The sequence below is a fragment of the Streptomyces sp. NPDC007991 genome, assembly GCF_042958445.1.
Classification (GTDB): domain Bacteria; phylum Actinomycetota; class Actinomycetes; order Streptomycetales; family Streptomycetaceae; genus Streptomyces.
Window position 1 is genome coordinate 287704 of record NZ_JBIBJD010000005.1, and the last position, 23187, is coordinate 310890.

Sequence of the window (23187 nt, forward strand, 5' to 3'; positions counted from 1 at the left end):
GAGCATTGACAGGAAACCTGTCTGTAATGAGACTGCGAACCAACAGGAATCCTGTTTGTTGAAATCTTGGCGACGACGCTGAGGAGCGGCGATGACCACCTTCGAGAGGGAACCCGGACAGCTGTTCATCGGGGGACGGTGGCGCGAGGCCGCCGACGGGGCTCGTACCGAGGTGGTCGACCCGTCCCGGGGCACGGTCGTCACCACCGTCGCGGAGGCGGGCCCGGCCGACGTCGACGCGGCCGTGCGGGCCGCCCGCGAGGCCTACGACGACGGCGCCTGGTCCGGCCTGAGCGGCCGCGAGCGGGGCCGGGTGCTGCACCGCGTCGCTCAGCTGATCCGCGAGAACGCCGACGAGATCGCCGCACTGGAGAGCCTCGACGTCGGCAAGCCGATCACCCTGTGCGGCGCGGTCGACGTGACGAACGCGGCCAACGACTACGAGTACGTCGCCAACCTCGCCCAGAGCCAGGACGGCGCCCTGCGCGACACCCCCATGAACGCCCTCGCCTACACCAGGCGCGAGCCGCTCGGCGTGGTCGCCGCGATCACCCCGTTCAACTTCCCGCTGATCCTCGCCGGCAGCAAGATCGGCCCCGCGCTGGCGGCCGGCAACACGGTCGTCCACAAGCCCGCCGACGAGACCCCGCTGAGCGCGCTGTACATGGCCCGGCTTTTCCAGGAGGCGGGGGTGCCCGACGGCGTGGTCAACGTCGTGACCGGCAGCGGACCGGTGGCCGGCGAGGCCCTGCTGCGCCACCGCGGTGTCGACAAGGTCGCCTTCACCGGCTCCACCGCGATCGGCCGGCACGTGGCGAGCGTCGCCGGCGAGGCCCTCAAGCCCGTCACCATGGAGCTCGGCGGGAACGCGGCCCACGTCGTCTTCGAGGACGCCGACCTGGAGAAGGCGGTGGGCGCGGTCATCAAGGGCTTCGTCTTCAACACCGGCCAGTTCTGCATGGGCGGCCCGCGCCTGCTGGTGGCCCGCTCGGTGTACCCCACGCTGCTCGGCATCCTCGCCGAGGCCGTACCCGGCGTACCGGTCGGCGACCCGCGCGACCCGGCCACGGTCGTCGGCCCGATGGCGGCCGAGAAGCACCTGAAGAAGGTCGAGGAGTACGTCGCCCTGGCCCGCAAGGAGGGCGCCCGGATCGTCTGCGGCGGCGAGCGGCTCGACCTGGACGGCGGCTACTACTACAAGCCGACCGTCATCGCCGACCTGTCGAACGACTCCCGGGTGATCCAGGAGGAGATCTTCGGCCCGGTCCTCACCGTGCAGCCCTTCGACGACGAGGACGAGGCCGTCGCCCTCGCCAACTCCACCCCCTACGGTCTGGCCTCGGGCGTCCAGACCACCAACCTCGCCCGCGCGCACCGGGTCGCCGACCGGCTCCAGGCCGGCATCGTCTGGGTCAACGACTGGGCGATGCTCGACCCCGCGATGCCCTTCGGCGGCGTGAAGGACTCCGGCTACGGCCGCGAGTACGGGCCCGAGGCGCTCGCCGGTTACACCAAGGTCAAGTCCGTCGTCGTCTCGCTCGACTGAGACACCCTCGAGGAGCTCTTGCGATGCCCACCACCACCCGTGCCGCGGTCGTCGAGTCCGGCGGCGCGCCCTTCACCCTCTCCGACGTCGTCCTGGACGAACCCGGCCCGCACGAGGCGCTGGTCAGGATGGTCGCCACCGGCCTGTGCCACACCGACCTCGGGGTGGCGAGCGGCGGACTGCCCTTCCCGCTGCCCGGGGTCCTCGGCCACGAGGGCGCGGGCGTCGTCGAGGCCGTCGGCTCCGCCGTCACCGGCGTCACGCCCGGCGACCACGTCCTGCTCTCCTTCACCTCCTGCGGCGACTGCCGCAACTGCCGCGGCGGGCACCCCGCGTACTGCGCGACCTGGCTGCCGCTGAACCTGCTCGGCGGCAGCCGGGCGGACGGCACGAGCACCATCAGCCGCGGTGGCCAGGCCCTGGGCGGGCACTTCTTCGGCCAGTCCTCCTTCGCCGAGCGGGCGCTGGCCGACGAGCGCAGTCTCGTCAAGGTCGACCCGGACGTGCCACTGGAGTCCATCGCCCCGCTGGGCTGCGGCGTACAGACCGGGGTCGGCGCCGTCTGGAACGTCCTGAAGCCGGACACGGGCAGCACGGTCGTCGTCCTGGGAGCCGGAGCGGTCGGTCTGTCGGCCGTGATGGCGGCGGCCCTCACCCCGGCCACGCGGATCGTCGCCGTCGACCGGGTCGCCGAACGCCTCGCCCTGGCGACGGAACTGGGGGCCACGCACACCGTCGACACGAGCGGGACGGACCTCGCCCCGGCCCTCGCCGAGATCACCGGCGGCCAGGGCGCGGACGGTGTCGTGGAGACCACCGGCAACGTCGGCGTCCTGCGCCAGGGCGTCGACGCGCTCGCCGCCCGTGGCACGCTGGTCGTGGTCGGCGCCCCGCCCTTCGGCACCGAGGTCGCCCTCGACGTCAACGGCCTGCTCGGCGGCAAGCGGATCGTGGGTCTCACCCTCGGCGACAGCGAGACCCAGACCATGATCCCCGCGCTGGTCCGGCTGGTGAAGGACGGCCGGCTGCCGCTGCACCGCCTGATCGGCACGTATCCCTTCGGGGACATCGACCGGGCGGTGCAGGACATGCGGTCGGGCAAGACGATCAAGCCGGTTCTGATGTTCTGAGGGCCGAGAACTCGGGGGCGCGGTGGATCGGCGAGTGCGGCTTTGCCGTGGCTTGCCGCGCGGTTCCCCGCGCCCCTTCGAAGCTCGCCTCAGTCGTTTGTCAGGACCAGCTTCCCTGTCGTGCGGCCCGTGTCGCCCGACGTGTGGGCCTGTGCGGCGGCGGACAGGGGGAAGGTTTCGGCGATCGTGGCGCGGAGCTTGCCCGTCCCGGCGAGTTCCGCGATCGTCTCCATGCCGGCGCGGTCGGCGTCGACCAGCATCCGGACCGCGCGGACACCGAGCCGCTCGCCCTCCTCGTAGAAGTCGTCCGAACCACCCGGCAGGATCGACACCACGACGCCGCCCGGGCGCAGTATGCGCAGTGAGCGCAGGGCGGTGTCGCCGCCGATCGTGTCCAGGACGATGTCGACGTCCTTCACGGCCTCGGCGAAGTCCGTCTCCCGGTAGTCCACCGCCTCGTCCACGCCGATCCCGCGCAGGAACTCGTGCTTGCCCGCGCTCGCCGTGCCGATCACGTACGCGCCGCGTGCCTTCGCGATCTGCACCGCCACGTGCCCGACCCCGCCCGCCGCGGCGTGGATCAGCACCCGCTGCCCGGGCCGGAGGTCCGCGTGCTCGGTGAGCGCCTGCCAGGCGGTGAGCGAGACCAGCGGGAGCGCGCCCGCCTGGACGTGGTCGATCCCGGCCGGCTTGCGCGCCAGTGCCCGCACCGGGGCGATGACGTACTCGGCGTGCGAGCCGTGCCCGTACGGATACGGCAGCATGCCGAAGACCTCGTCACCGGGAGCGAACGCCGCGACGCCGATGCCGGCCGCCTCCACCACCCCGGAGACGTCCCAGCCGAGGACGAAGGGCGGCTCGCCCAGGAAACCGCCCGTGGCGCGGTGCTTCCAGTCGGTCGGATTGACCCCGGCGGCCCGCACCCGGACCAGCACCTCGTTCGGCCGGGGTGCCGGGCGTTCGACTTCCACTTCCTTCAGGACCTCGGGGCCGCCGAGGACGTCCTGGCTGATGGCTCGCATCGTGTTCTGTGTGCTCATGGTCATCCAGCGTGCCCGCCGGCGCCCGGCCCGCCAATGGCAGAATGGTCAACCTTCGATAGGATCGTGCCATGCGACGTGAGCGAGTGGTGGTCCTGGCCCTGGACGGCGTGTACCCGTTCGAACTGGGCATCCCCAGCCGGATCCTGGGCGCGGCCGACGGCCGGTACGAGGTGCTGACCTGCTCGGTCGACGGCGGTCCGGTGCGCACGAACGCGGACTTCGGCGTCACCGTGGAGCACGGCCCCGAGGCCCTGGCCACCGCCGACACCGTGGTGATCGCCCCCGTCGCTCCGGCCCACCTGGCCGACGAGGTGCCCGCCGACGTCCTGGCCGCGCTCGCGCTCGTCCGCCCCGGAACGCGCATCGTCTCCATCTGCACCGGCGCCTTCGTCCTCGCCGCCGCCGGACTCCTCGACGGGCGCAGGGCGACCACCCACTGGCAGGTCGCCGACCACTTCCGCCGCATGTTCCCGCACGTCGACCTCGACCCCGATGTGCTGTTCGTCGACGACCACCCGGTCCTCACCTCCGCCGGAGCCGCCTCCGGCGTGGACGTCTGCCTGCACCTGGTCCGCAAGGACCACGGCAGCCGCCTGGCCAACACCGTCGCCCGCCGCTGTGTCGTACCGCCGTTCCGGGACGGCGGCCAGGCCCAGTACATCGAACAGCCCGTCCCCGAACAGGGCGCCGCGAGCACCGCGGCCACCCGCTCCTGGGCCCTGGAGCGCCTCGGCGAACCGCTCACCCTGGCCGACCTCGCCGGCCACGCCGGGATGAGCCTGCGGACCTTCGCCCGCCGCTTCCACGACGAGGTGGGCCTCAGCCCCGGCCGCTGGCTGATCCAGCAGCGGGTGGCCCGGGCCCGGCATCTGCTGGAGTCCAGCGACCTCACCGTCGACCAGATCGCGGGCCGGGTCGGCTTCGCGACCGGCGCCTCCCTGCGCCAGCACCTGAACGCGGCGATCGGAGTGACCCCGCAGGCCTACCGTCGTACGTTCCAGACAGCCCACTGACCTGCCCGGGACCCGGCGCCCGCTCAACTGGTCGGTCAGCAAAGCGATGTGTCGACCTGTTGCCTTCTGTCGGACCGTGACAGAACCCTCACCTCCGCCGAGGGGACGAGGTTGATCCTCTTGGGTGTAAACCCGATAAGGTTCCCATTGGCGCTGCGAGTTGGAGCGATCGCGTCCAGTCGACTCGCCGTGCGTACTCATGAGTGCGGTCCACACCCCCCGTTCGATCGTGTTGCTTCGAAGGATGCAGATGGAACTCGCCACTCCGCCACCGGCGGCGCGGGCCCCTGTCGCCTGGTACAGCTGGTGGTTGATGCCGCTGGGCTTGGGAGGCGGGACCGTTGCCGCCACGTTCATGAGCTCGGAGCGACTAACCGTGGCCGTCGCCGGTGTCGCGGCGACAGCTGCCGGCGCCGTGTGCGTACGGCTGCTGCTGCGCACCCGGGCCCAACTGCACCGCGCGGAAGGCTCCTTCCGCACCACGCAGGCCGAGCACAACCAGCAGTGGCAGCAGCATGTCGCCGGTCTGGAACGGAAGTTCTCCGCCGAGCGCGCCACCCTGGAGTCCCAGCTCACCGAGCAGAACGCCTCGTACGAGCGGCGCCTCGCCGAGCAGAGCGCCACCTACGAGTCGCAGCTCGCCGACCAGTCCCGGGCCTATGAGGAACGGCTGACCGAGCAGACCAGGTCCTACGAGGCCCAGCTCGCCGACCAGGCCGAGGTCTGGCAGGAGCAGCTCTCCCACCAGCTCGCCGCGGTCGCCCGGCTCGCCGACGAGCAACTGCCCGACGCCATGGAGAAGCTGCGCTCGGGCGAGGCCATCGACGACGTCCTGCCCACCGTCACGCAGTGCGCGAAGGTCAGCGCCGATCTCCAGACCGAACTGCGCAAGCTGCTGCGCACCGCCCTGGTCGGCCTGGAGGCGGAGTTCGACCGCTCCACCACCGCCGAGCAGGCCGTGATCAGCATCGGCAACCGCATCCACGTGCTGACCAGCAAGCTCCGCGGCCGGCTGCACGAGATGCAGGGCGAGCACGGCAGGCTCCCGGCCGTCGCACGCGGGCTGATGGAACTCGACCAGGAACTCGGCCCCGCCGACTCGCTCGCCGCGAGCATCGGTGTGCTCGGCGGCTCGGACCGCCCGGGACGCCAGTGGCAGGAACCCCAGCGGCTGCTGAGCGTGGTGCGCGGCGGCATCGGCCGGATCAAGGACTTCCATCGCGTCCAGGTCCGCCATCTGCCCGAACTCGGCGTCGACGGCGGCCTGGTGGACCACCTGACGCTGATCTTCGCGCACCTCCTGGACAACGCGGCCCGCTACTCGCCGCCCACCGAGCCGGTGCTCATCTCCGGCAAGGAGGTCCCCAACGGCGTCGGCATCGAGATCCAGGACTCCGGCAAGGGCCTGAGCGAGGAGAAGAAGCGCGCGGCCGAACACGCCCTCGCGGGCACCGCGCCCGGGGCGGGCCTCGGCGGCATCACCGAGGACGCGAGCATCGGCCTGCGCGTCGTCGGCGCCCTCGCCCGCCGCTACGGCATCCGGGTGACCTTCGCGGACTCGCCGTGGCTCGGCACCTCCGTGGTGGTCGTGGTCCCGCACAAGTACTTCAGCCCGCTGCCCGCGGCCGCGACCACCCAGGCCGCGCCCACCCCCGAGGCCCGCCCCGCCGCGCCCGCCCCGGCCCGCGAGACGGTCACCGCACCGGCGGCGGCCGGACAGACGGAAAGCGTGGAGACCACACCCGGCGGACTGCCCCGGCGCCGCAGCAAGCGGACCGAGGCGGACGGGTCCCGGCAGGCCGAGCGGAGCGACCGGAGCACGGCCGTCTCCGCCGTCCCGCCGGACGCATCCTTCTCCGGTCTCGCGGCCTTCGCCACCGCCGGCCGTGACGCCGCCGAGGCGTCCCAGGCGGCCGACGACCGCGAGACCTCCGCCGGACGCGAGTCCACCGAGCACCGCACCGAAGAGAGCGACTAGTCCTCATGACGCAGCAAGGAACCGATGTGAGCTGGGCGCTCCGCGATCTCGTCGAGAGCATCCAGGAGATCCGTTTCGCCCTCGTGGCCTCCAGCGACGGCAAGGCCATCACCTCCTACGGCGCCGAAGACCCCGACGACGTCGACCGCTTCGCCGCCGTGGTGGCCGGCCTCCAGGCCCTGGCCCAGCCGGTCGCCGAGCAGTTCCCCAAGTACGCCGGGCAGTTGCGCCTCGCGATGATCGAGGTCGACGGCGGGCACCTCTTCGTCGTCCGCGCCGGTGTGGAGACGTACCTCGGTGTCCTCGCCAGAGAGGGCCTCGACCAGGGCCTGCTCGGGCACCAGATGAGGGACCTGGCCCGCAGGATGGGTGAGCTCCTCGGCACCACTCCGCGCCTGGAGGAGCACTCTGGATGAGTGCTCCCCGCAGGCCGTCCGACCCGTCCGGTCTCGAGCGCTACTACGTCCTCACGGGAGGGCGCAGCGGACCGGGCGGTTCGGCGTCGAGCCTCGACGTGGCGACTCTCGTCGTTTCCCGCGCCGCCCCGTTACCGGGAATGCAGCACGAGCACGAGGAGATCCTCCGGCGCTGCCGCGATCCGCTGTCGGTCGCCGAACTCGGCGCCCACCTCGGGCTGCCCTTCAACATTCTCGCGGTGCTGCTGTCGGACCTGCTGGACGCAGGTCGGGTCGAAGCCCGTGATCCCATCCCGGCACACGACGCCGGCCGCGGGCCCGACCTCGCGCTCCTTGAGGAGGTACTCAGTGGACTTGAAAGGCTTTGACCAACCCGGAGGGCGGGCGGCCGGGGACACCCGCTCGGTGAAGGTGATGATCGCCGGCGGGTTCGGCACCGGGAAGACCACCATGGTCCGGTCGGTCAGCGACATCAAGCCGCTCACCACCGAGGAGACCCTCACCCAGGCCAGCGTCGACGTCGACCGCCTCATCGGCGTCGCCGACAAGACGCAGACCACCGTCAGCCTGGACTTCGGCAAGATCGGCATCAACGAGAGCCTGGTGCTGTACCTGTTCGGCACGCCGGGCCAGGAGCGGTTCTGGTTCCTGTGGAACGGGCTGTTCAAGGGAGCGCTCGGCGCGATCGTCCTGGTGGACACGCGCCGCCTGGAATCCAGTTTCCGGGCGATCGAGGAGATGGAGCGGCAGGACGTCCCCTTCGTCGTCGCGCTGAACGTCTTCCCCGACTCCCGGAACTATCCGGTCGAGGAGATCCGGGACGCGCTGGACATCCCCGACCACACCCCGGTCCTGGCCTTCGACGCCCGCGACCGGGCCTCCAGCCGTGACGTCCTCGTCGCCCTGATCCACCACCTGAAGCAACGCTCGGCCGTGGCCCTGGAGCCCCGATGAACGATCAGACCGCCCCGCGCGGTTGCCCCGTCGCCCACCACGCCGCCGAACTGACCCGGCTCTACGGCCCGGAGGCCGCGACCGACCCGGCGGCCATCTACGAGCGGCTGCGCAAGGAACACGGCGCGGTCGCTCCCGTCCTGCTCGAGGGCGACGTGCCCGCCTGGCTGGTCCTCGGCTACCGCGACAACCGGCGGGTGCTCGACAACCCCCGCCAGTTCAGCCGGGACGCGCGGATCTGGCGGGACTGGCGGGAGGGCCGGATCGAGGAGACCTCGCCGATCATGCCGATGGTCGGCTGGCGCCCCGACTGTGTGTCCCAGGACGGCGAACCGCACCGCAGGCTGCGCGGCGCCGTCACCGACGGGCTGCAGGCGGCGGCCGTCCGAGGCATCCGGCGGCACGTCACGCACTTCGCGAACAAGCAGATCGACGCGTTCGCCGACGACGGGCGCGCCGACCTCGTGGCCGACTACGCCGAGCAACTGCCGATGCTCGTGCTCACCAGGATGCTGGGCCTTCCCTCGGCGGACGGGCTACGCCTGATCGAGTCGTGCGCCCAGGTCCTCCGAGGCGGTGAGGGCGCCCTCGAGCACAACGAACGGATCATGGAGATCCTCGCGGAACTCGCCGAGCGCAAGCGGGCCGAGCCGGGCTCCGACTTCGCCACGGCCCTGCTTCAGCACCCGGCCGGCCTCGACCACGACGAGGTCGTCAGCCATCTGCGCCTGGTGCTGATCGCCGCGCACACCACCACCAGCAATCTGCTGGCCCGGGTCCTGCAACGGGTCCTCACCGACGCCGCCCGGCTGTCCGGTCTGGTCAGCGGGGAGCTGAACATCTCCTCAGTGGTGGAAGAGATCATGTGGGACGCCCCGCCGCTGTCCGTGCTGCCGGGCCGGTTCGCAACCGCCGACCTGGAGCTCGGAGGCCATCACGTCCAGGAGGGAGAACTGCTCATCCTGGGACTGGCCGCCGGCAACCTCGACCCGGAGGTACGGCCCGACCCGGCCGTCGCCGTGCAGGGCAACCAGTCGCACCTGGCGTTCAGCGCCGGGCCGCACGAGTGTCCGGGGCAGAGCATCGGCCAGTCCATCATCGAGATCGGCGTGGACGTCCTGCTGCACCGGCTGCCGGACCTGCGCCTGGCCGTACCGCCGGAAGAACTCAGCTCGACCGCCTCCACGTGGGAGTCCCGGCTGGACAGCCTGCCGGTCGAGTTCGCCGTCTAGGCCACGCCTGAGGACCGTTGCCCGGCCGGTTTCCGGCCGGGCAACGCCGTGTGTGGGTGCAGGCGGTGGCTCCCACGCCCAGCAGGTCGTCAACCGAACTGCGTCCGGGGAGTTCGGCCGCGGCCACGCCCGCCTAGTGGGGCAGGGCGCAGGCCGGCCCTTGCCACCACCAGGCGGGTGCGAGCAGCGGCCCGGGCTTTCACGGTCGAGGCGTCAGCCGTCGAGCCAGTCGCCTGCGACGCCCGTGGGGCGGTATCCCGTGGCGTTCCAGAGGAAATGCGGGTGGGCACAGCCGAACATGTAGGCGAGCAGTGCGGTGTCTTCCCTCCCGGTCTGAGGGTCGTGCAGGGTGTGGAACCTCTCGGATCCGACTACGCCGGCGTCTTGTTGGACTTGACGGGCGCGGTCCGGCGATGGTGCGTCGCTGGAGGCCTCCACGGCGGCGATGTAGGTGCGGCGCACGATCTCCCATGTGCTGTCCGTGTTGCCGTACCACGGGCCGTGCAGTGCTTCGAAGGCACGGAGCTCGGCGTCGAAGAGGGGCCATGTCCGGGGGTATTGGGCTCGACAGCGTGCGGACAGCTCGGCGGCCCGGGTGCTCAGTGCTGGTGTGGTGGGCCGCGGGGCGATGGTGAGGGTGGTGCCGTGCGTGAGGATGCCGGTGCATGGGTTGGGCTGCAGGTCGCACAGCGGGCAATCCTCGGCCGGGGGGAGGCCCTGGGTGATGCCGTCGAACCACAGGGCGTGGCGGCCCGTGAGCCCCATCCAGACGATGGTGGTGGTCATCAGCCAGGTGTTCCACATCGGGCTGTGGGCCTCGGGCATGCAGCCGTACTTGACGAGGGCTATCGCACAGGCAGCGTAGAGCGCCTTGGTGTGGGTGGGCATGTCGGCGAGCCAGAAGTTGCTGATCTCGCCGGTGAGGGCGTCGGCTCGTACGTCGGCCATGTCGTCGATGACGCGGCACAGCAGCAGGGAGGCGAGGTTTTCCTCCTGCCAGAGTTCGGTGTCGGGGGCGACGTGCCAGAACAGGCAGTCCAGCATCTGCAGGGCTGAGTAGGTGCTCTGGTTGAGCGGGTTGGTCTGAGGGAGCATGACGCTGCCCGTGTCGTGCTGTTGGAGCCAGTACTCGTCGACGGATCGCTTGTGGGCTGCGAAGAGTCCGGAGACCAGGGCCCGTGCGCTGTTGGTGCTGAAATTCTCGGCCAGGCGGCCTTCGGCGTGTTGGGTGAGGCGCGTTGTGTCGATGGTGTCGATCACGCGTTTGTATTCGTGGAAGACGAGGATGTCGTCCTCGAAGCGGTGGCGGTGGCCGAGGTCTCGTTCGAGGTCGTTCATCTGCCGGGTCCAGGACCATCCACCGGTCAGGACGCTGTCGAGTTCCCGGCGGTATGGCCAGGTCTTGACGGTGAGGGGACGACCGGCGCTCTGCCGCCAACGGTAGTCGTCCAGCGTGCGTGCGGGGGGCGTGGGCAGCCGACGGCACAGAGGGCAGGCGCAGACGGTCGTCTGCTCCTCCTCGCGCGGCGGGGCGAGTGCCCGGCTCCTCCAGGCCCCTTCCAGCATCGCGCAGGCCAGTCTGCAGACCTCGATGTCGGTGCTGACTTGGGGGAAGGCTGCTTCGATCAGGCGCAGCCTGGTGTCGAGGTGCCTCAACCTGGCGTAGCCCTCCTCGTCGGGCGGGAGGAACGCGGGCCGCGCCAGATGAAGGGCTCCCTCCACATGCAGCGTGGTGCTGGAGTGGGGGGAGCCGAACGCGTTCAGCCGCTGCTGAGCGGCGTCCTGGGACCTTCGGTACTGCTCCGTGCTCCCATTGATGTGTTTCACCAACAGGCGGGCCAGGGTGTTCCCCGCCTCCGTGGGCTGGAGCTGGGCGCTTGGCTGCGCCGGGATCGAGCTGTCGGCGGACGCCTGCGGAACAGCACCTGCGACTCGAGATTTCACACCGGTCTCCCAATAAGCTGTGGTCCTGGCAACGGAATCGATCGGCCGTGGTCGTTGACCGGCCGTGTCCGGGAATCTTGTACTTTCCGCGACGGTCGCCGGACAGCCGGACTCATGCGACCGGCTGTGGCTCCTGTTACGAACGACCGCGAGGGGCACGACATACTGCGCCCGAGGCGTGTGGGTGGCTGGCAGGGGGGTCGAAGGGCAGGTCGAACCGGACGTCCTGAGGCATGTGTTTCCTTTCGGGAGAGGGACCGCAGAGTCCTCTCACCCCTGCGAACGGACGGTGCCGTGACCGCCCGCGTACTCGAACTGGGCTTCGCAGTCCGAAAGTTGAACCGACAAGCGGTACGAGGCTGCCCACGACGTGAATAAGCCATTCCGTGACCCTGCCGTGATCTCCGTTACTGTCCGAAGTGCATGAGCTGCGTATACTCCCTCGTCCCTCACTCGGTACCGGCTTGTCCGGCGAGCCTCCCCAGGCTCGGAACGTCACACTGGTCGGAGCCCGTTCTACGACTGTCCAGGAGGCGCACCGACGATGACGTCCGCACCCGCACGCAGCGCTGAGCAGCGCACGAAGGACACCCTGCACCGTCTCGAACACGACGTGGACGCCTGGGTCGCCACGGCCGACGGCACGTCGGGGACGCCGTACCTCGTCCCGCTGTCGTTCCTCTGGAACGGCTCGTACCTGCTGTTCGCGACCCCCGCGTCGAGCCCCACCGGACGGAACCTCGCCGCGACCGGCCGGGCCCGGGTGGGCATCGGGCCGACCCGCGACGTCGTCATGGTGGAAGGCGTGGTGGAGACCGTCCAGCCCGGCGAGCTGACCGAGCAGGACGCCGAACTCTTCGCCGCCAAGACCGGTTTCGACCCCCGACGGCTGGCCACGCCGTACCTCTACTTCCGCGTCGTGCCGCAGCGGATTCAGGCCTGGCGGGAGGCCGATGAACTGGACGGCCGTGAACTCATGCGCGACGGACGGTGGTTGACGGCCGACTGAATCGGCCGGACGGGGATAACCGCAAGGTACGGGGCCGCGGGGCACGACCGCCCCCCGGCCGGAATCCTGCGGAGGAGACATGGCACTGGTGAAAGCGGGTGTCCTGGTGCTCGACTGTGCCGAGCCCGAGAAGCTCGCCGTGTTCTACAAGGAACTGCTGGAGGGGGAGGAAGCGGACGCGACCGCGAACCGGGTGGAGATCAAGGGCGCCGACGGCTTCCGCATCGCCCTGCGCCGGGACGTCAACGCGACCCCGCCCAGCTGGCCCCGCCCCGAGAACTCCCTCCAGGCGCACCTGGAGTTCGTGGTGGACGACCTCGACGCCGTGGAACGCCGGGTCGTCGCCCTCGGCGGCCGCCCTCTGGAGGCCAAGGAGCCCTCAGGCCCCTTGGAGGAGCGCGGCTACGCCGACCCGGCAGGCCACTCCTTCATCCTGCGCCGCACTCCACCGACCGCACCGAAGCAGGGCTGAACGGGGCGCGGTGCGTGCCGCCCCCTCGCGCAGGACGGCCCGGCCCCGCCCGCCGCACCGGCGGGCGGGGCCGGGCCGTTCTCAGTCGCGGCCGCCCTTCTCCCCGGCCGGCCAGGTGCCGGTGGAACGCTCGATGGCCTTGGCGCCCGCGCGGTCCACGGCGCTGCGCACCACGGCGAAGATGGCGCCCTGGACCGCGGCGGCCAGCAGGATCTCCCCCCAGCCGCGGTCCTTGTCCAGCGCGTCGGGCGCGTCCTCCTCGTTGCGGATCGCCATCCATGTCTTGCGGAAGGCCAGCCCGGCCAGCCAGCCGCTCGACCAGCCCAGCACGAACCCGAGGGGCTGGTAGGCGAAGGGCAGCTTCTTCTTCTTGGCCACGTGAATCTCCTTGATCGGTGAGGGGTGGACGGAAGTGGTCAGGGGGTGTGGGCGGCCGGGACCCGCTCCCCGGCGCGGACCGGCCCGGGCGGCGTACCGTCACCGAACGGCCGGCCGCCCAGCTCCTCGCGGTGGTGCGGGGTCAGCCAGCCGGACAGGTCCGGGCCCAGCGGCACGACGCGGGTCGGGTTGATGCCGGTGTGCACCTGGTAGTAGTGGCGCTTGATGTGGTCGAAGTCGACGGTGTCGCCGAAGCCGGGCGTCTGGTAGAGGTCCCGGACGTATCCCCACAGCACCCGGTTCTCCGTCAGCTTCCAGCGGTTGCACTTGAAGTGGCCGTGGTAGACCGCGTCGAAGCGGACCAGCGTGGTGAACAGCCGGATGTCCGCCTCCGTGATGGTGTCGCCGACGAGGTACCGCTGCCGTTCCAGCCGGTCCGCGAGCAGCTCCAGCCGCCGGAACACGCCCGCGCAGGCGGCCTCGTACTCCCCCTGTTCGGTGGCGAAACCCGCCCGGTACACACCGTTGTTGACGTCCTCGTAGACGTCCGCCATCACCTCGTCGATCTCGTCACGCAACGTGTCCGGGTACAGGTCGGGCGCGCCCCGCCGGTGCAGGGCCGTCCATTCGGTCGCGAGGTCGAGCGTCAGCTGCTGGTAGTCGTTGGTGACCAGCTGTCCGCTGGGCACGTCCACGATCGCCGGCACGCTGACACCGCCGGGATAGTCCGTCTCCCGGCGGTCGTACGCCTCACTCAGATAGCGGATGCCGAGGACCGGGTCGCGGCCGTCCTCGTCCAGCGTGAAGCGCCAGCTGCGGTCGTCCTGGATCGGGTCGGCGACGGCCAGGGACAGCGCGTCCTCCAGGCCGAGCAGCCGCCGGGAGACCAGCGACCGGCTCGCCCACGGGCAGGCGCGGCTGACGACCAGACGGTAGCGGCCGGCCTCCACCGGCCAGCCGTCCCGGCCATCGGCGGTGATCCGGTCCGAGAAATGCGCCTTGGACCGCTTGAACCTGCTCCTTCCGTAGGCGCTGTTGCCGTCGTCGCCGTCGTCGCGGCTCATGGGGATGACCTCCTTCGGCGTGCCGGTGGCCTGCTTGTCGTGTGTGCCCTGGTGGACGCGTTCCCCTTTTTCCGCCGACGGCACGGTGTGAGCACCGCCGACCGGGGCAATCGGCGTGGGTGACTGCAGAAGGATCTGATCGGAGGACACGCGTCACCGTGCTGGTGGCGCTCGCTGCCAACCTGGTGATCGCGGCGGCCAAGGCGGTCGGCGGCCTGGCCGCGGGATCACCGGCACTGCTGTCGGAGGCGGCCCACTCGGTGGCCGACAGCCTGAACGAGGTGTTCCTACTGGCGGCACTGCGCCGCAGCCGCCGCCCCGCCGACCGGCGTCACCCCTTCGGCTACGGCAAGGAGCGGTTCTTCTGGTCGCTCCTCGCGGCCGTCGGGATCTTCGTGATGGGCGGCTGCTTCTCCTTCTTCCAGGGCTTCGAAGCCCTGGCGAGCGGAGCGGAGGAGGAACTCGGCGGCTATGTGGCGGGCCTGATCGTGCTCGGTATCGCCCTCCTCGCGGAGGGCGCCTCTCTGCTGCGCGCGCTGTACCAGGTGCGCCGGCAGGGCGGCGTGGGCGCCGGGCTGCGCGACCCCGCCCTGCGCACGGTCGTCGCCGAGGACGGCACGGCGGTGCTCGGCGTCACGCTGGCCATCATCGGCATGGCGCTGCACATGGTCACGGGCCAGGTGGTGTGGGAGGCGTCCGCGTCCTTGGCGATCGGGGCGCTGCTGGTCTACGTCGCCTACCGGCTGGGCCGGGACGCCCGCGACCAGCTGATCGGCGAGGCCGCCGACCGGGAGGCCAGCGGGAAGATCCGGGAGTTGCTGCGGGCACAGCCCGAGATCGACAGCGTGGAGGCGCTGTTCACCATGAAGACGGGTCTCGACTCGGCCCTGGTGGCCGCCCGCGTCGACCTCGTGCCCGGCCTGGACAGCGAGCGCGTCGAGGACGTCGCCGTCCGCATCAAACGCTCCATCGCCCGGACGGTCCCCGAGGCCGACCAGATCTTCCTCGACGTCACCGACCATCGCGCGCGGGAGGCAGCGGAAAGCCCCGCCGCGACGGGGGAACGCGGCGGGGCCTGACCCACGCTTGCCCCGTCGCGGACGGTTCATGCACCCCCGCCCGGAGAGCTTCTCAGCCGCCCCCCGACAGGGCGGCCGGCTTCTCCGACCCGCTCCGCGTGATCACCGCTCCGGGCTGCGCACGAGCGGGGCAACCACGCGAGCACACCCGTCGTCTCCGGGCTCGGGAGGAGGGGCGGTGTTGCGGGCCTCGCCGGGCGGGTGGCGTCTCGTGCCCCGGCGGGCAGGGGCGGGTGGCGTTGCGGGCCTCGCCGGAGGGACGGCGGTGCGGTCCTCGTCGGGTGGGCGCTGTCGCGTACCCCGGGGGACAGGTGGCGTTGCGGGTTTCGTCGCAGGGGGTGGTGTTCCGGGCCCTGCCGGGCGGGCGACATGGTGGGCCTCGGCGGGCGGGTGGCGTCTCGTGCCCCGGCGGGCAGGGGCGGGTGGCGTTGCGGGCCTCGCCGGAGGGACGGCGGTGCGGTCCTCGCCGGGTGGGCGCTGTCGCGTACCCCGGGGGACAGGTGGCGTTGCGGGTTTCGTCGCAGGGGGTGGTGTTCCGGGCCCTGCCGAGCGGGTGGCGTTGTGGGCCTCGTCGGAAGGGCGCTACCCGGGCGAGCCGTTCGGGCCCGGCAACGTGCCGGGCGCCGAACCCGGCCTGCGCCCGGCGCTAGAGGCCCAGCTGGGTTGCGGGCCCCGCCGGGCGGGCGGCCTCCCGTGCCCGGGGGACAGGTGGCGTGCGGGCTTCGTCGGATGGGTTGGGTTCCTGGCCCGGCCGGGCGGGCGACATTGCGGGCCCGCCGGGCGCGGCGCCCCGTGCCCCGGCGGACCGGTGACGGCCGCTTCAGCCCTGCTCGGCCGGAGGCAGGGCGCTTCGGCGACCGGTCGGACGCGCCGGTCCGGCACGCCCGGAGGGACCGTCCTCAGTCGGTCGGGAGGATCATCCGGGGGCGTGCCCGAGGAGGGCCCCCGCGTCACCCGCCGTCGGCCGGCTCCAGCACGAACAGCGGGATCTCACGGTCCGTCTTCTTCTGGTAGGCGGCGTAGGACGGATACGCCGCGACGGCGCGTTCCCACCACTCGGCCTTCTCCTGGCCCGTGACCTCACGGGCGATCATGTCCTGCTTCACCGGACCGTCCTGGAGCTCCACGTGCGGATCGGCCTTGATGTTGAAGTACCAGACCGGGTGCTTGGGCGCGCCCCCGAGGGAGGCGACCGCGGCGTAACGCCCCTCGTACTCCACCCGCATCACCGGCGTCTTGCGCAGCTTGCCGCTCCTGGCACCCCGTGAAGTCAGGATGACCACCGGCATCTTCGAACCCTGGAGGGTCGTGCCCTGCGTTCCACCGGAGCTCTCGTACAGTTCCACCTGCTTGCGCACCCACTGCGTCGGGCTGGGTTCGTACTCGCCCTGGAGGGGCATGGCATCCGTCCCTTCGTCGTCGTGTCACACCTGACCGGCGTTCGCCTTCAACGCCGGTACCCCCGCGAATCATCCGTACGGCGGGTACCGTGCCACATCCTGGCCGGCCGCGCGTCTCACCCCGGGGCCATCGCCGTCCGTACGGCCAGCACCGTCATCACCCCGCTCGCCACCAGCGCCGTCCCCAGCCGGCCCCGGTGACCGGTCAGCGCCCGCCCCAGCAGCGCTCCGCCCCCGGCGAGCAGCACCTGCCAGCTCGCCGACGCGGCGGAGGCGGCGAGGACGAAGGCGCCCTGCTCCCCAGGGCCGGCCGGGCCCGCGGCCCGGGAGCCGAGCACGAGTGCCGCGAAGTAGATCACGGTCGTGGGGTTGAGCAGGGTGATGCCGAGCAGCCCCAGGTAGGCCCGGCCGGGACCCGGGGGAGCGGGGGCCGTCCGCGTGGCGAGCCGGTGGCCGCGGTACTCGCGTACGGCCGTGACCGCACCCCACGCCGCCAGCGCGAGCAGCACCAGGACACAGACCCACCGCAGCGGCCCGAGCACCGACCGCAGCGCGCCGGCCAGGGCCACGCCCCCGAGCGTGGCCGCGAGGGCGTAGAGCCCGTCGGCGGTGGCGACGCCGAGCGCGGCGCAGACACCGGTGCGCAGGGACGTACGGGCGGTGAGGGAGACGAGGTACGTCCCGACGGCGCCGACGGGGACGGCGATGCCGTACCCGGCGAGCAGCCCCGCGACGAGCGCGGCCGTCATGACCGCGGCGGCGTCGGTCCACCACGGCGGCCGGACCGCTGCTGTCGGCGCGCGGCAGACGCGACGGCGGACAGCGGCAGCGGGACGGCGCAAGCAGACATGGCTGGATCCTGAGGCCTGCGCCGCCCCACCGACAAGCGGTTTTCCCACCGGCACCCGCGCACTGCCGCTTCCGGCAAGGGGCCGGCCCCCGGCTCCCGGCCCCGGACACCCGGCGTTCGAACGGGAAGACGGCATTCCTCGGCCATATTCCTCGGCCATGTTGCCGCCGCCACCGATCTGGCCGAACTTCGCGTCGCCCCATAGGTGCCTGGGGCATCTAATGAAGATCGGCACGACGCACACTTCGTCTGCGAGGTCTTCATGACGGAAACGACCGCACCCGTCGCCTTCCCCCAGAGCCGGACCTGCCCCTATCAGCCGCCCGCCGCCTACGACTCGTTGCGCAGCGAGCGTCCCCTGACCCGGATCACCCTCTTCGACGGCCGTGAGGCGTGGCTGGTCAGCGGGCACGCGACCGCCCGCGCCCTGCTGGCCGACCCGCGCCTGTCCTCCGACCGCAGCCGTCCCGGCTTCCCCGCCCCGACCCGGCGATTCGCGGGGATCAAGAACCGCAGAACGGCCCTCCTCGGCGTCGACGACCCCGAGCACCGCGCCCAGCGGCGGATGGTCGTCGGGGACTTCACCCTCAAACGGGCCGTCGAACTCCGGCCACGGATCCAGCAGATCGTGGATGAACGGCTCGACGCGATGATCGCCCAGGGCCCGCCCGCGGACCTGGTGAGCGCCTTCGCGCTGCCCGTGCCGTCCATGGTGATCTGCGCCCTGCTCGGCGTCCCGTACGCCGACCACGACTTCTTCGAGACCCAGTCACGACGGCTGCTGCGCGGCCCGGAGACCGCCGACGTGGAGGACGCCCGCAACCGGCTGGAGGCCTACTTCGGCGAGCTGATCGACCGCAAGCAGCGCGACCCCGGCACCGGCCTGCTCGACGACCTGCTCCACCGGCAGCTGCGCGAGGGCGATCTCGACCGCGAGGGCCTGACCGCCCTGGCGCTCATCCTGCTGGTCGCGGGCCACGAGACGACCGCCAACATGATCTCGCTCGGCACCTTCACCCTGCTCCAGCACCCCGAGCGGCTGGCCGAGCTGCGCGCCGACCCGAAACTGCTGCCGGCCGCGGTCGAGGAGCTGATGCGGATGCTGTCGATCGCCGACGGTCTGCTGCGCCTGGCCGTCGAGGACATCGAGGTGGCCGGGACGACGATCCGCAAGGGGGACGGCGTGGTCTTCGCGACCTCCGTCATCAACCGCGACGAGACGGTCTACCCCGAGCCGGACACGCTCGACTGGAGCCGCCCGGCCCGCCACCACGTCGCCTTCGGCTTCGGCATCCACCAGTGCCTCGGCCAGAACCTCGCCCGCGCCGAACTCGAGATCGCCCTGCACACCCTCTTCGACCGGCTGCCCACGCTGCGGCCGGCCGCCCCGGCCGAGGAGATCCCCTTCAAACCGGGCGACACGATCCAGGGGATGCTGGAACTCCCCGTGACTTGGTAAGAGGCTTCCGGACATGCGCATCGACATCGACAAGGACGTCTGCATCGGCGCGGGCCAGTGCGCCCTGACCGCCCCGGACGTGTTCACCCAGGACGACGACGGCTACAGTGCCCTGCTGCCCGGCCAGGAGGACGGCGGCGGCAGCCCGCTGGTGCGGGAGGCGGCCCGGGCCTGCCCGGTGAGCGCCATCACCGTGTCGGAGACGGTGAGCTGAGAGGATCCATGACCGACCGCCCGCCGCTGCCGCCCTTCACCCGGGACACCGCCGCGCAGAAGGTCCAGGCCGCCGAGGACGCCTGGAACACCCGCGACCCGCACAAGGTCGCCCTCGCCTACTCGGAGGACTCCGTCTGGCGCAATCGCGACACCTTCCTCACCGGACGCGGTGAGATCGTCGAGTTCCTGACCGCGAAGTGGGAGCGCGAGCGGGAGTACGCGCTGCGCAAGGACCTGTGGGCCTTCGACGGCAACCGCATCGCGGTCCGCTTCCAGTACGAGTGCCGGGACGCGGAAGGCCGGTGGTGGCGCTCCTACGGCAACGAACTGTGGGAGTTCGACGAGCACGGCCTGATGACCCGCCGCGAGGCGAGCATCAACGACGTGCCGATCGAGGAGGGCGACCGCCGCATCTTCGGCCCGCGGCCGGAGCGGGAACGCGGAGCCACGTTTCCCGTCCGGTGAGCCTTGAGGAGTCGCTAGGGTTTCCGGGATGACCGAACAGGCCGCCCGGAGACCCTTCCTCTACGTCGTCGTCTGCGCCGCCGGTGTCGCCGCGGACGTCAGCAAACTGATCACCGCGGCGCAGGAGCGCGACTGGGAGGTCGGTGTCATCGCGACGCCCGTCGCCATGAACGGCTTCTTCGACACCGTGGCCGTCGAGGCCCAGACGGGGCGCCCGATCCGGTCCGCCTGGCGCACCCCGGGCGAGCCGCGCCCGTTCCCGGCGCCCGACGCGGTGGTCGTCGCGCCCGCCACCTTCAACACCGTCAACAAGTGGGCGGCCGGCATCGCCGACACCCTCGCCCTGGGCACCCTGTGCGAGGTCGCGGGGCTCGGCGTGCCGGTCGCCGTCCTGCCGTGCGTGGCCGACGCGCTGGCCTCCCACCCCGCCTACCGGGACAGTCTCGAACGGCTGCGGGGCATGGGCGTGCGGTTCGGACAGCCGTACACCAAAGAGCCCGACGAGGACGGCCGACGGCCGGAGTTCGGCTGGGAACGGGCGCTGGACCTGGTCGAACGCGGCTGACGCCTTCGAGCGCACACGAGCACGTACGCTCCCCCTGGAACACCTCCCGAAGGCAGGAGCAGCAACGATGCAGTACGTGAAGCTCGGTTCGACGGGCCTGGACGTCTCGCGGATCTGTCTGGGGTGCATGACCTACGGCCTGCCGGACCGGGGCCGGCACGAGTGGACCCTGGACGAGGAGGCCTCACGCCCCCTGATCCGCCAGGCGGTCGAGGCGGGGATCAACTTCTTCGACACGGCGAACGTCTACTCCGACGGCACCAGCGAGGAGATCGTCGGCCGGGCCCTGCGCGACTTCGCCCGCCGCGACGAGATCGTGCTCGCCACGAAGGTGCACGGCCGGATGCGGCCCGGGCCCAACGGCGGCGGACTGTCCCGCAAGGCGATCATGACCGAGCTCGACCAGAGCCTCACCCGCCTCGGTACCGACTACGTCGACCTCTACCAGATCCACCGCTTCGACCCGCACACCCCCGTCGAGGAGACGATGGAGGCCCTGCACGACGTCGTCAAGGCCGGCAAGGTCCGCTACATCGGGGCGAGTTCGATGTACGCCTGGCAGTTCTCCAAGGCCCAGTACACCGCCCGCCTGAACGGCTGGACCCGTTTCGTCTCCATGCAGAACCACTACAACCTCCTCTACCGCGAGGAGGAGCGCGAGATGCTGCCCCTGTGCGCGGACCAGGGCGTCGGCGTGCTGCCCTGGAGCCCGCTCGCCCGCGGCCGCCTCACCCGCGACTGGGACACCACGACCGAGCGCAGCGCCACCGACACCTTCGGCAGCAACCTGTACCAGGAGGGCGACCGCACCATCGTCGAGGCGGTCACCCGCATCGCCGGGGAGCGCGGCGTGCCCCGCGCCCAGGTCGCCCTGGCCTGGCTCCTCCACCAGGACACGGTGACGGCCCCGATCGTGGGAGCGTCCAAGCCGCGGCACCTTCAGGACGCGGTGGCGGCGGTGGAGCTGGAGCTCAGCGACAAGGAACTCGAGGAACTGGAGCGGCCCTACACACCGCATCCGACCGCCGGCCACTGAAAGCGCCCCCACAGGGGAAACCCGCAGCCGGACGACTAGGGCCCTAGTGGGGACCCCGCGGCGCGAACTCCGTCCCGCAGGGCCCCGACCCCTCGCTCTCCGGGAGCACCACCCGCGCCCCGCTCATCGTCAACGTCCGGTAGAAACCGCCGATCCGCTCCGCCGACCGCCCCACGTAGTGCCCGATGAACGACCGCCGGAACCGGTCCGCCGTCCGGTTCGGCTGCGACCCGTGCACCAGACTGCCGTTGAAGAACAGGACGTCCCCCGGCTCCATGTCCACGGGCACGGCGGCCAGACCGGGCGGCGGCGGAACGTACTCCCGCGCGAAGGACACCCCCGCGTCCGCCTCCTCCGGGCAGAACAGGTCCATCCGGTGCGTGCCCGGCACGACCTCCAGCCCGCCGTTCTCCCGGCCGATCACCTCGCAGGCCAGCCACGCCGCCACACACGTGCCCGGCTCCACCCGCAGATAGAAGTTGTCCTGGTGCAGCGCCTGCCCCCGGGCGCCCGGCGGTTTGAAGTAGAACATGCTCTGCGCGGCCAGGACCTCCTCCCCGAGGAGCACCTCCAGCACCGTCCGCAGCCGGGCGTCCAGCAGGACGTCGCGGGCGAGGTCGTTGATCTCGTGCGGGTGCATCACCCGCGGCCAGACGTGCAGCGGATCGGCGCCCGGCCCGGCCGCGCGCGGCTCGAAGTGCCCGGGAACAGGAGCGGCCGCACGCAGCGCCGCGAACGCGTCGCACAGGCGCTCGGTCTCGTCGGCCCCGAAGAGCCCGCGCACGACCGTGAAACCGTCCTTCTCGAAATCCTCCCGGTACCGCCGGAGGGCGGCAGGGTCCAGGATGGGAGCGCCGGCGGCGCCATTGCCCGTGACTGTCATGAGCGCACTCCTCGGTCAGTGGTCCCCGGCACGACACGCTAGGACACCGAGCCGCCGAGGGGGATGCCCGTGCGTGCTGACGGATTGCCCGGCACTGCTGAGCACGGGGACGACGGGGACCCCGCACCGCCGCCCGGCCCGGTCGTGATCGGCCACTTCGACCAGCCACCCGGCTATGGCGTCAACCGGCCACATGGGGCGGCGAGTTGGCTCTTCACCTGGACCACGGGAGGCCGTGGGCGGCTCTGGCAGGGCGGGGTGGAGACCTCGGCCGGCGCGGGCCAGCTGGTCGTGCTCGCCCCGGGCGCCCCGCACCGTTACGGTGTCGAGCCCGGCGCCCGGCGCTGGCGCTTCTGGTGGGCGCACTGCCGGGCCCGCCCGTCGTGGGCCGCGTGGCTGCGGCCGTACGAGGCCGGTGCCGGGGTGCATGTCGTCACGTCCGCCCCGGCCGGGGTGCACGGCCGTGTCGAGGCGGCGTTCCGGCGGATGCACGCCGATGCCCGTCGGCCGGGGGCCGGGGCACCACCGCCCGAGGCGGCGGCCTCGGGGGACGTCGCGGACGACACAGCGGCCCCGGTCGGGCGGATCGCCGTCGCGCACGGTGGCGTCGCCCGCGAACTCGCCCTGTGCGCACTGGAGGAGATCGTCCTCCTCACCACCGCCGGTGCCCGGCCGGCGGCACCCCGTCCCGGACTCGACGCACGGATCCAACAGGCCCAGGAGCTGATCGACGCCGACCCGGGCGCCCCGCACACCGTCCGCTCGCTGGCCGAGCAGGTCTCCCTGTCGCCGTCCCGCTTCGCCCATCTGTTCAGCCGCCAGGTCGGCCGGTCGCCCATGCGTGTGCTGCGCGAGGCGCGGCTGCGTCACGCCGCCCGCCTGCTGGAGGGCACCGACCTGCCCGTGGAACGCGTCGCCGCGGCATCGGGTTTCGCCAGCCCCTTCCACTTCAACCGCGTCTTCCGCGAGCGCTACGGGACACCTCCGGGGGCCTACCGGAACGCCGGTCATGGCAGCCGGTGGGGCTGAGCGGCGGTGTGGTCATTGGTTCCGGA

General features: G+C 71.8%; 24 protein-coding genes. 17 read left to right on the forward strand and 7 right to left on the reverse strand.

Annotated elements, in window-relative coordinates; translation table 11 throughout:
• Positions 1–91: 91 nt before the first annotated feature.
• A complete protein-coding gene (locus tag ACFZDA_RS15945) occupies positions 92–1546 on the forward strand; it encodes an aldehyde dehydrogenase family protein (RefSeq protein ID WP_391080849.1) in 1455 nt (484 codons plus the stop codon).
• A 23-nt stretch (positions 1547–1569) separates the two neighbouring features.
• Positions 1570–2676: a zinc-binding dehydrogenase gene (locus tag ACFZDA_RS15950; RefSeq protein WP_391080852.1), complete on the forward strand. Its 1107-nt coding sequence runs from the start codon at positions 1570–1572 to the stop codon at positions 2674–2676.
• An 89-nt stretch (positions 2677–2765) separates the two neighbouring features.
• On the opposite strand, the gene ACFZDA_RS15955 is transcribed toward ACFZDA_RS15950, so the two are convergent.
• Positions 2766–3716 carry a zinc-binding dehydrogenase gene (locus tag ACFZDA_RS15955; RefSeq protein ID WP_391080854.1) on the reverse strand — a complete coding sequence of 317 codons (951 nt, stop codon included), beginning with the start codon at positions 3714–3716 and terminating at the stop codon, positions 2766–2768.
• Between the two features lie 71 nt (positions 3717–3787).
• On the opposite strand from ACFZDA_RS15955, the gene ACFZDA_RS15960 reads away from it, so the two are divergent.
• The 6 genes from ACFZDA_RS15960 (at position 3788) to ACFZDA_RS15985 (ending at position 9312) form a co-directional block, all read left to right on the forward strand.
• The gene (locus tag ACFZDA_RS15960; protein WP_391080857.1) at positions 3788–4732 is read left to right on the forward strand and encodes a helix-turn-helix domain-containing protein; all 945 of its coding nucleotides are present in this window, start codon (positions 3788–3790) and stop codon (positions 4730–4732) included.
• 250 nt (positions 4733–4982) lie between these two features.
• Positions 4983–6710 carry an ATP-binding protein gene (locus ACFZDA_RS15965; protein WP_391080860.1) on the forward strand — a complete coding sequence of 576 codons (1728 nt, stop codon included), beginning with the start codon at positions 4983–4985 and terminating at the stop codon, positions 6708–6710.
• A 5-nt stretch (positions 6711–6715) separates the two neighbouring features.
• Complete coding sequence (locus tag ACFZDA_RS15970) at positions 6716–7126, forward strand: roadblock/LC7 domain-containing protein (protein ID WP_003994857.1); 411 nt, start codon at positions 6716–6718, stop codon at positions 7124–7126.
• Positions 7123–7494 carry a DUF742 domain-containing protein gene (locus tag ACFZDA_RS15975; RefSeq protein ID WP_037668707.1) on the forward strand — a complete coding sequence of 124 codons (372 nt, stop codon included), beginning with the start codon at positions 7123–7125 and terminating at the stop codon, positions 7492–7494. Before ACFZDA_RS15970 ends, ACFZDA_RS15975 begins: the two co-directional genes overlap by 4 nt.
• Complete coding sequence (locus tag ACFZDA_RS15980) at positions 7475–8080, forward strand: ATP/GTP-binding protein (protein ID WP_391080864.1); 606 nt, start codon at positions 7475–7477, stop codon at positions 8078–8080. The genes ACFZDA_RS15975 and ACFZDA_RS15980 overlap by 20 nt, the downstream gene beginning before the upstream one ends.
• Positions 8077–9312: a cytochrome P450 gene (locus ACFZDA_RS15985; RefSeq protein WP_391080867.1), complete on the forward strand. Its 1236-nt coding sequence runs from the start codon at positions 8077–8079 to the stop codon at positions 9310–9312. Before ACFZDA_RS15980 ends, ACFZDA_RS15985 begins: the two co-directional genes overlap by 4 nt.
• Positions 9313–9525: 213 nt before the next feature.
• On the opposite strand, the gene ACFZDA_RS15990 is transcribed toward ACFZDA_RS15985, so the two are convergent.
• Positions 9526–11256: a hypothetical protein gene (locus ACFZDA_RS15990; RefSeq protein ID WP_391080870.1), complete on the reverse strand. Its 1731-nt coding sequence runs from the start codon at positions 11254–11256 to the stop codon at positions 9526–9528.
• 544 nt (positions 11257–11800) lie between these two features.
• Here ACFZDA_RS15990 and ACFZDA_RS15995 point away from each other — a divergent pair.
• A complete protein-coding gene (locus ACFZDA_RS15995; RefSeq protein ID WP_391080872.1) occupies positions 11801–12265 on the forward strand; it encodes a pyridoxamine 5'-phosphate oxidase family protein in 465 nt (154 codons plus the stop codon).
• Positions 12266–12344: 79 nt separating this feature from the next.
• On the forward strand, positions 12345–12737 hold the full coding sequence (locus ACFZDA_RS16000) for a VOC family protein (protein WP_391080876.1): 393 nt from the start codon (positions 12345–12347) through the stop codon (positions 12735–12737).
• Between the two features lie 81 nt (positions 12738–12818).
• Here ACFZDA_RS16000 and ACFZDA_RS16005 read toward each other — a convergent pair whose 3' ends face one another.
• Positions 12819–13115 carry a DUF4235 domain-containing protein gene (locus ACFZDA_RS16005; protein ID WP_086565167.1) on the reverse strand — a complete coding sequence of 99 codons (297 nt, stop codon included), beginning with the start codon at positions 13113–13115 and terminating at the stop codon, positions 12819–12821.
• 38 nt (positions 13116–13153) lie between these two features.
• The gene (locus ACFZDA_RS16010; RefSeq protein ID WP_391080879.1) at positions 13154–14179 is read right to left on the reverse strand and encodes a glutathione S-transferase C-terminal domain-containing protein; all 1026 of its coding nucleotides are present in this window, start codon (positions 14177–14179) and stop codon (positions 13154–13156) included.
• 158 nt (positions 14180–14337) lie between these two features.
• Here ACFZDA_RS16010 and ACFZDA_RS16015 point away from each other — a divergent pair, with 158 nt between their 5' ends.
• Complete coding sequence (locus ACFZDA_RS16015) at positions 14338–15258, forward strand: cation diffusion facilitator family transporter (protein WP_391080882.1); 921 nt, start codon at positions 14338–14340, stop codon at positions 15256–15258.
• 950 nt (positions 15259–16208) lie between these two features.
• Here the strand turns inward: ACFZDA_RS16015 and ACFZDA_RS16020 are convergent.
• Both ACFZDA_RS16020 and ACFZDA_RS16025 read right to left on the reverse strand, forming a co-directional pair.
• Positions 16209–16658, reverse strand: coding sequence for a nitroreductase/quinone reductase family protein (locus ACFZDA_RS16020; protein ID WP_391080885.1), 450 nt, complete (start codon positions 16656–16658; stop codon positions 16209–16211).
• A 116-nt stretch (positions 16659–16774) separates the two neighbouring features.
• Positions 16775–17407, reverse strand: coding sequence for a LysE family transporter (locus ACFZDA_RS16025; RefSeq protein WP_391081714.1), 633 nt, complete (start codon positions 17405–17407; stop codon positions 16775–16777).
• Between the two features lie 363 nt (positions 17408–17770).
• On the opposite strand from ACFZDA_RS16025, the gene ACFZDA_RS16030 reads away from it, so the two are divergent.
• The 5 genes from ACFZDA_RS16030 to ACFZDA_RS16050 all read left to right on the forward strand — a co-directional run bounded on the left by ACFZDA_RS16030 (position 17771) and on the right by ACFZDA_RS16050 (position 21249).
• A complete protein-coding gene (locus tag ACFZDA_RS16030; protein ID WP_391080888.1) occupies positions 17771–18967 on the forward strand; it encodes a cytochrome P450 in 1197 nt (398 codons plus the stop codon).
• A 13-nt stretch (positions 18968–18980) separates the two neighbouring features.
• Positions 18981–19181, forward strand: coding sequence for a ferredoxin (locus tag ACFZDA_RS16035; protein ID WP_391080891.1), 201 nt, complete (start codon positions 18981–18983; stop codon positions 19179–19181).
• Positions 19182–19189: 8 nt separating this feature from the next.
• The gene (locus tag ACFZDA_RS16040) at positions 19190–19648 is read left to right on the forward strand and encodes a DUF1348 family protein (protein WP_391080894.1); all 459 of its coding nucleotides are present in this window, start codon (positions 19190–19192) and stop codon (positions 19646–19648) included.
• A 28-nt stretch (positions 19649–19676) separates the two neighbouring features.
• Positions 19677–20213 (forward strand): flavoprotein, encoded by a 537-nt coding sequence (locus ACFZDA_RS16045; RefSeq protein WP_391080897.1) that lies wholly within the window; start codon positions 19677–19679, stop codon positions 20211–20213.
• Between the two features lie 67 nt (positions 20214–20280).
• Entirely contained in the window at positions 20281–21249 is a 969-nt protein-coding gene (locus ACFZDA_RS16050) for an aldo/keto reductase (RefSeq protein ID WP_391080900.1), read from the forward strand.
• Between the two features lie 43 nt (positions 21250–21292).
• On the opposite strand, the gene ACFZDA_RS16055 is transcribed toward ACFZDA_RS16050, so the two are convergent.
• Positions 21293–22132, reverse strand: a complete 840-nt coding sequence (locus ACFZDA_RS16055; protein ID WP_391080903.1) for a phytanoyl-CoA dioxygenase family protein — start codon at positions 22130–22132, stop codon at positions 21293–21295.
• A gap of 63 nt (positions 22133–22195) precedes the next feature.
• Here ACFZDA_RS16055 and ACFZDA_RS16060 point away from each other — a divergent pair, with 63 nt between their 5' ends.
• Positions 22196–23161: a helix-turn-helix domain-containing protein gene (locus tag ACFZDA_RS16060; protein WP_391080906.1), complete on the forward strand. Its 966-nt coding sequence runs from the start codon at positions 22196–22198 to the stop codon at positions 23159–23161.
• Positions 23162–23187 lie beyond the last annotated feature (26 nt).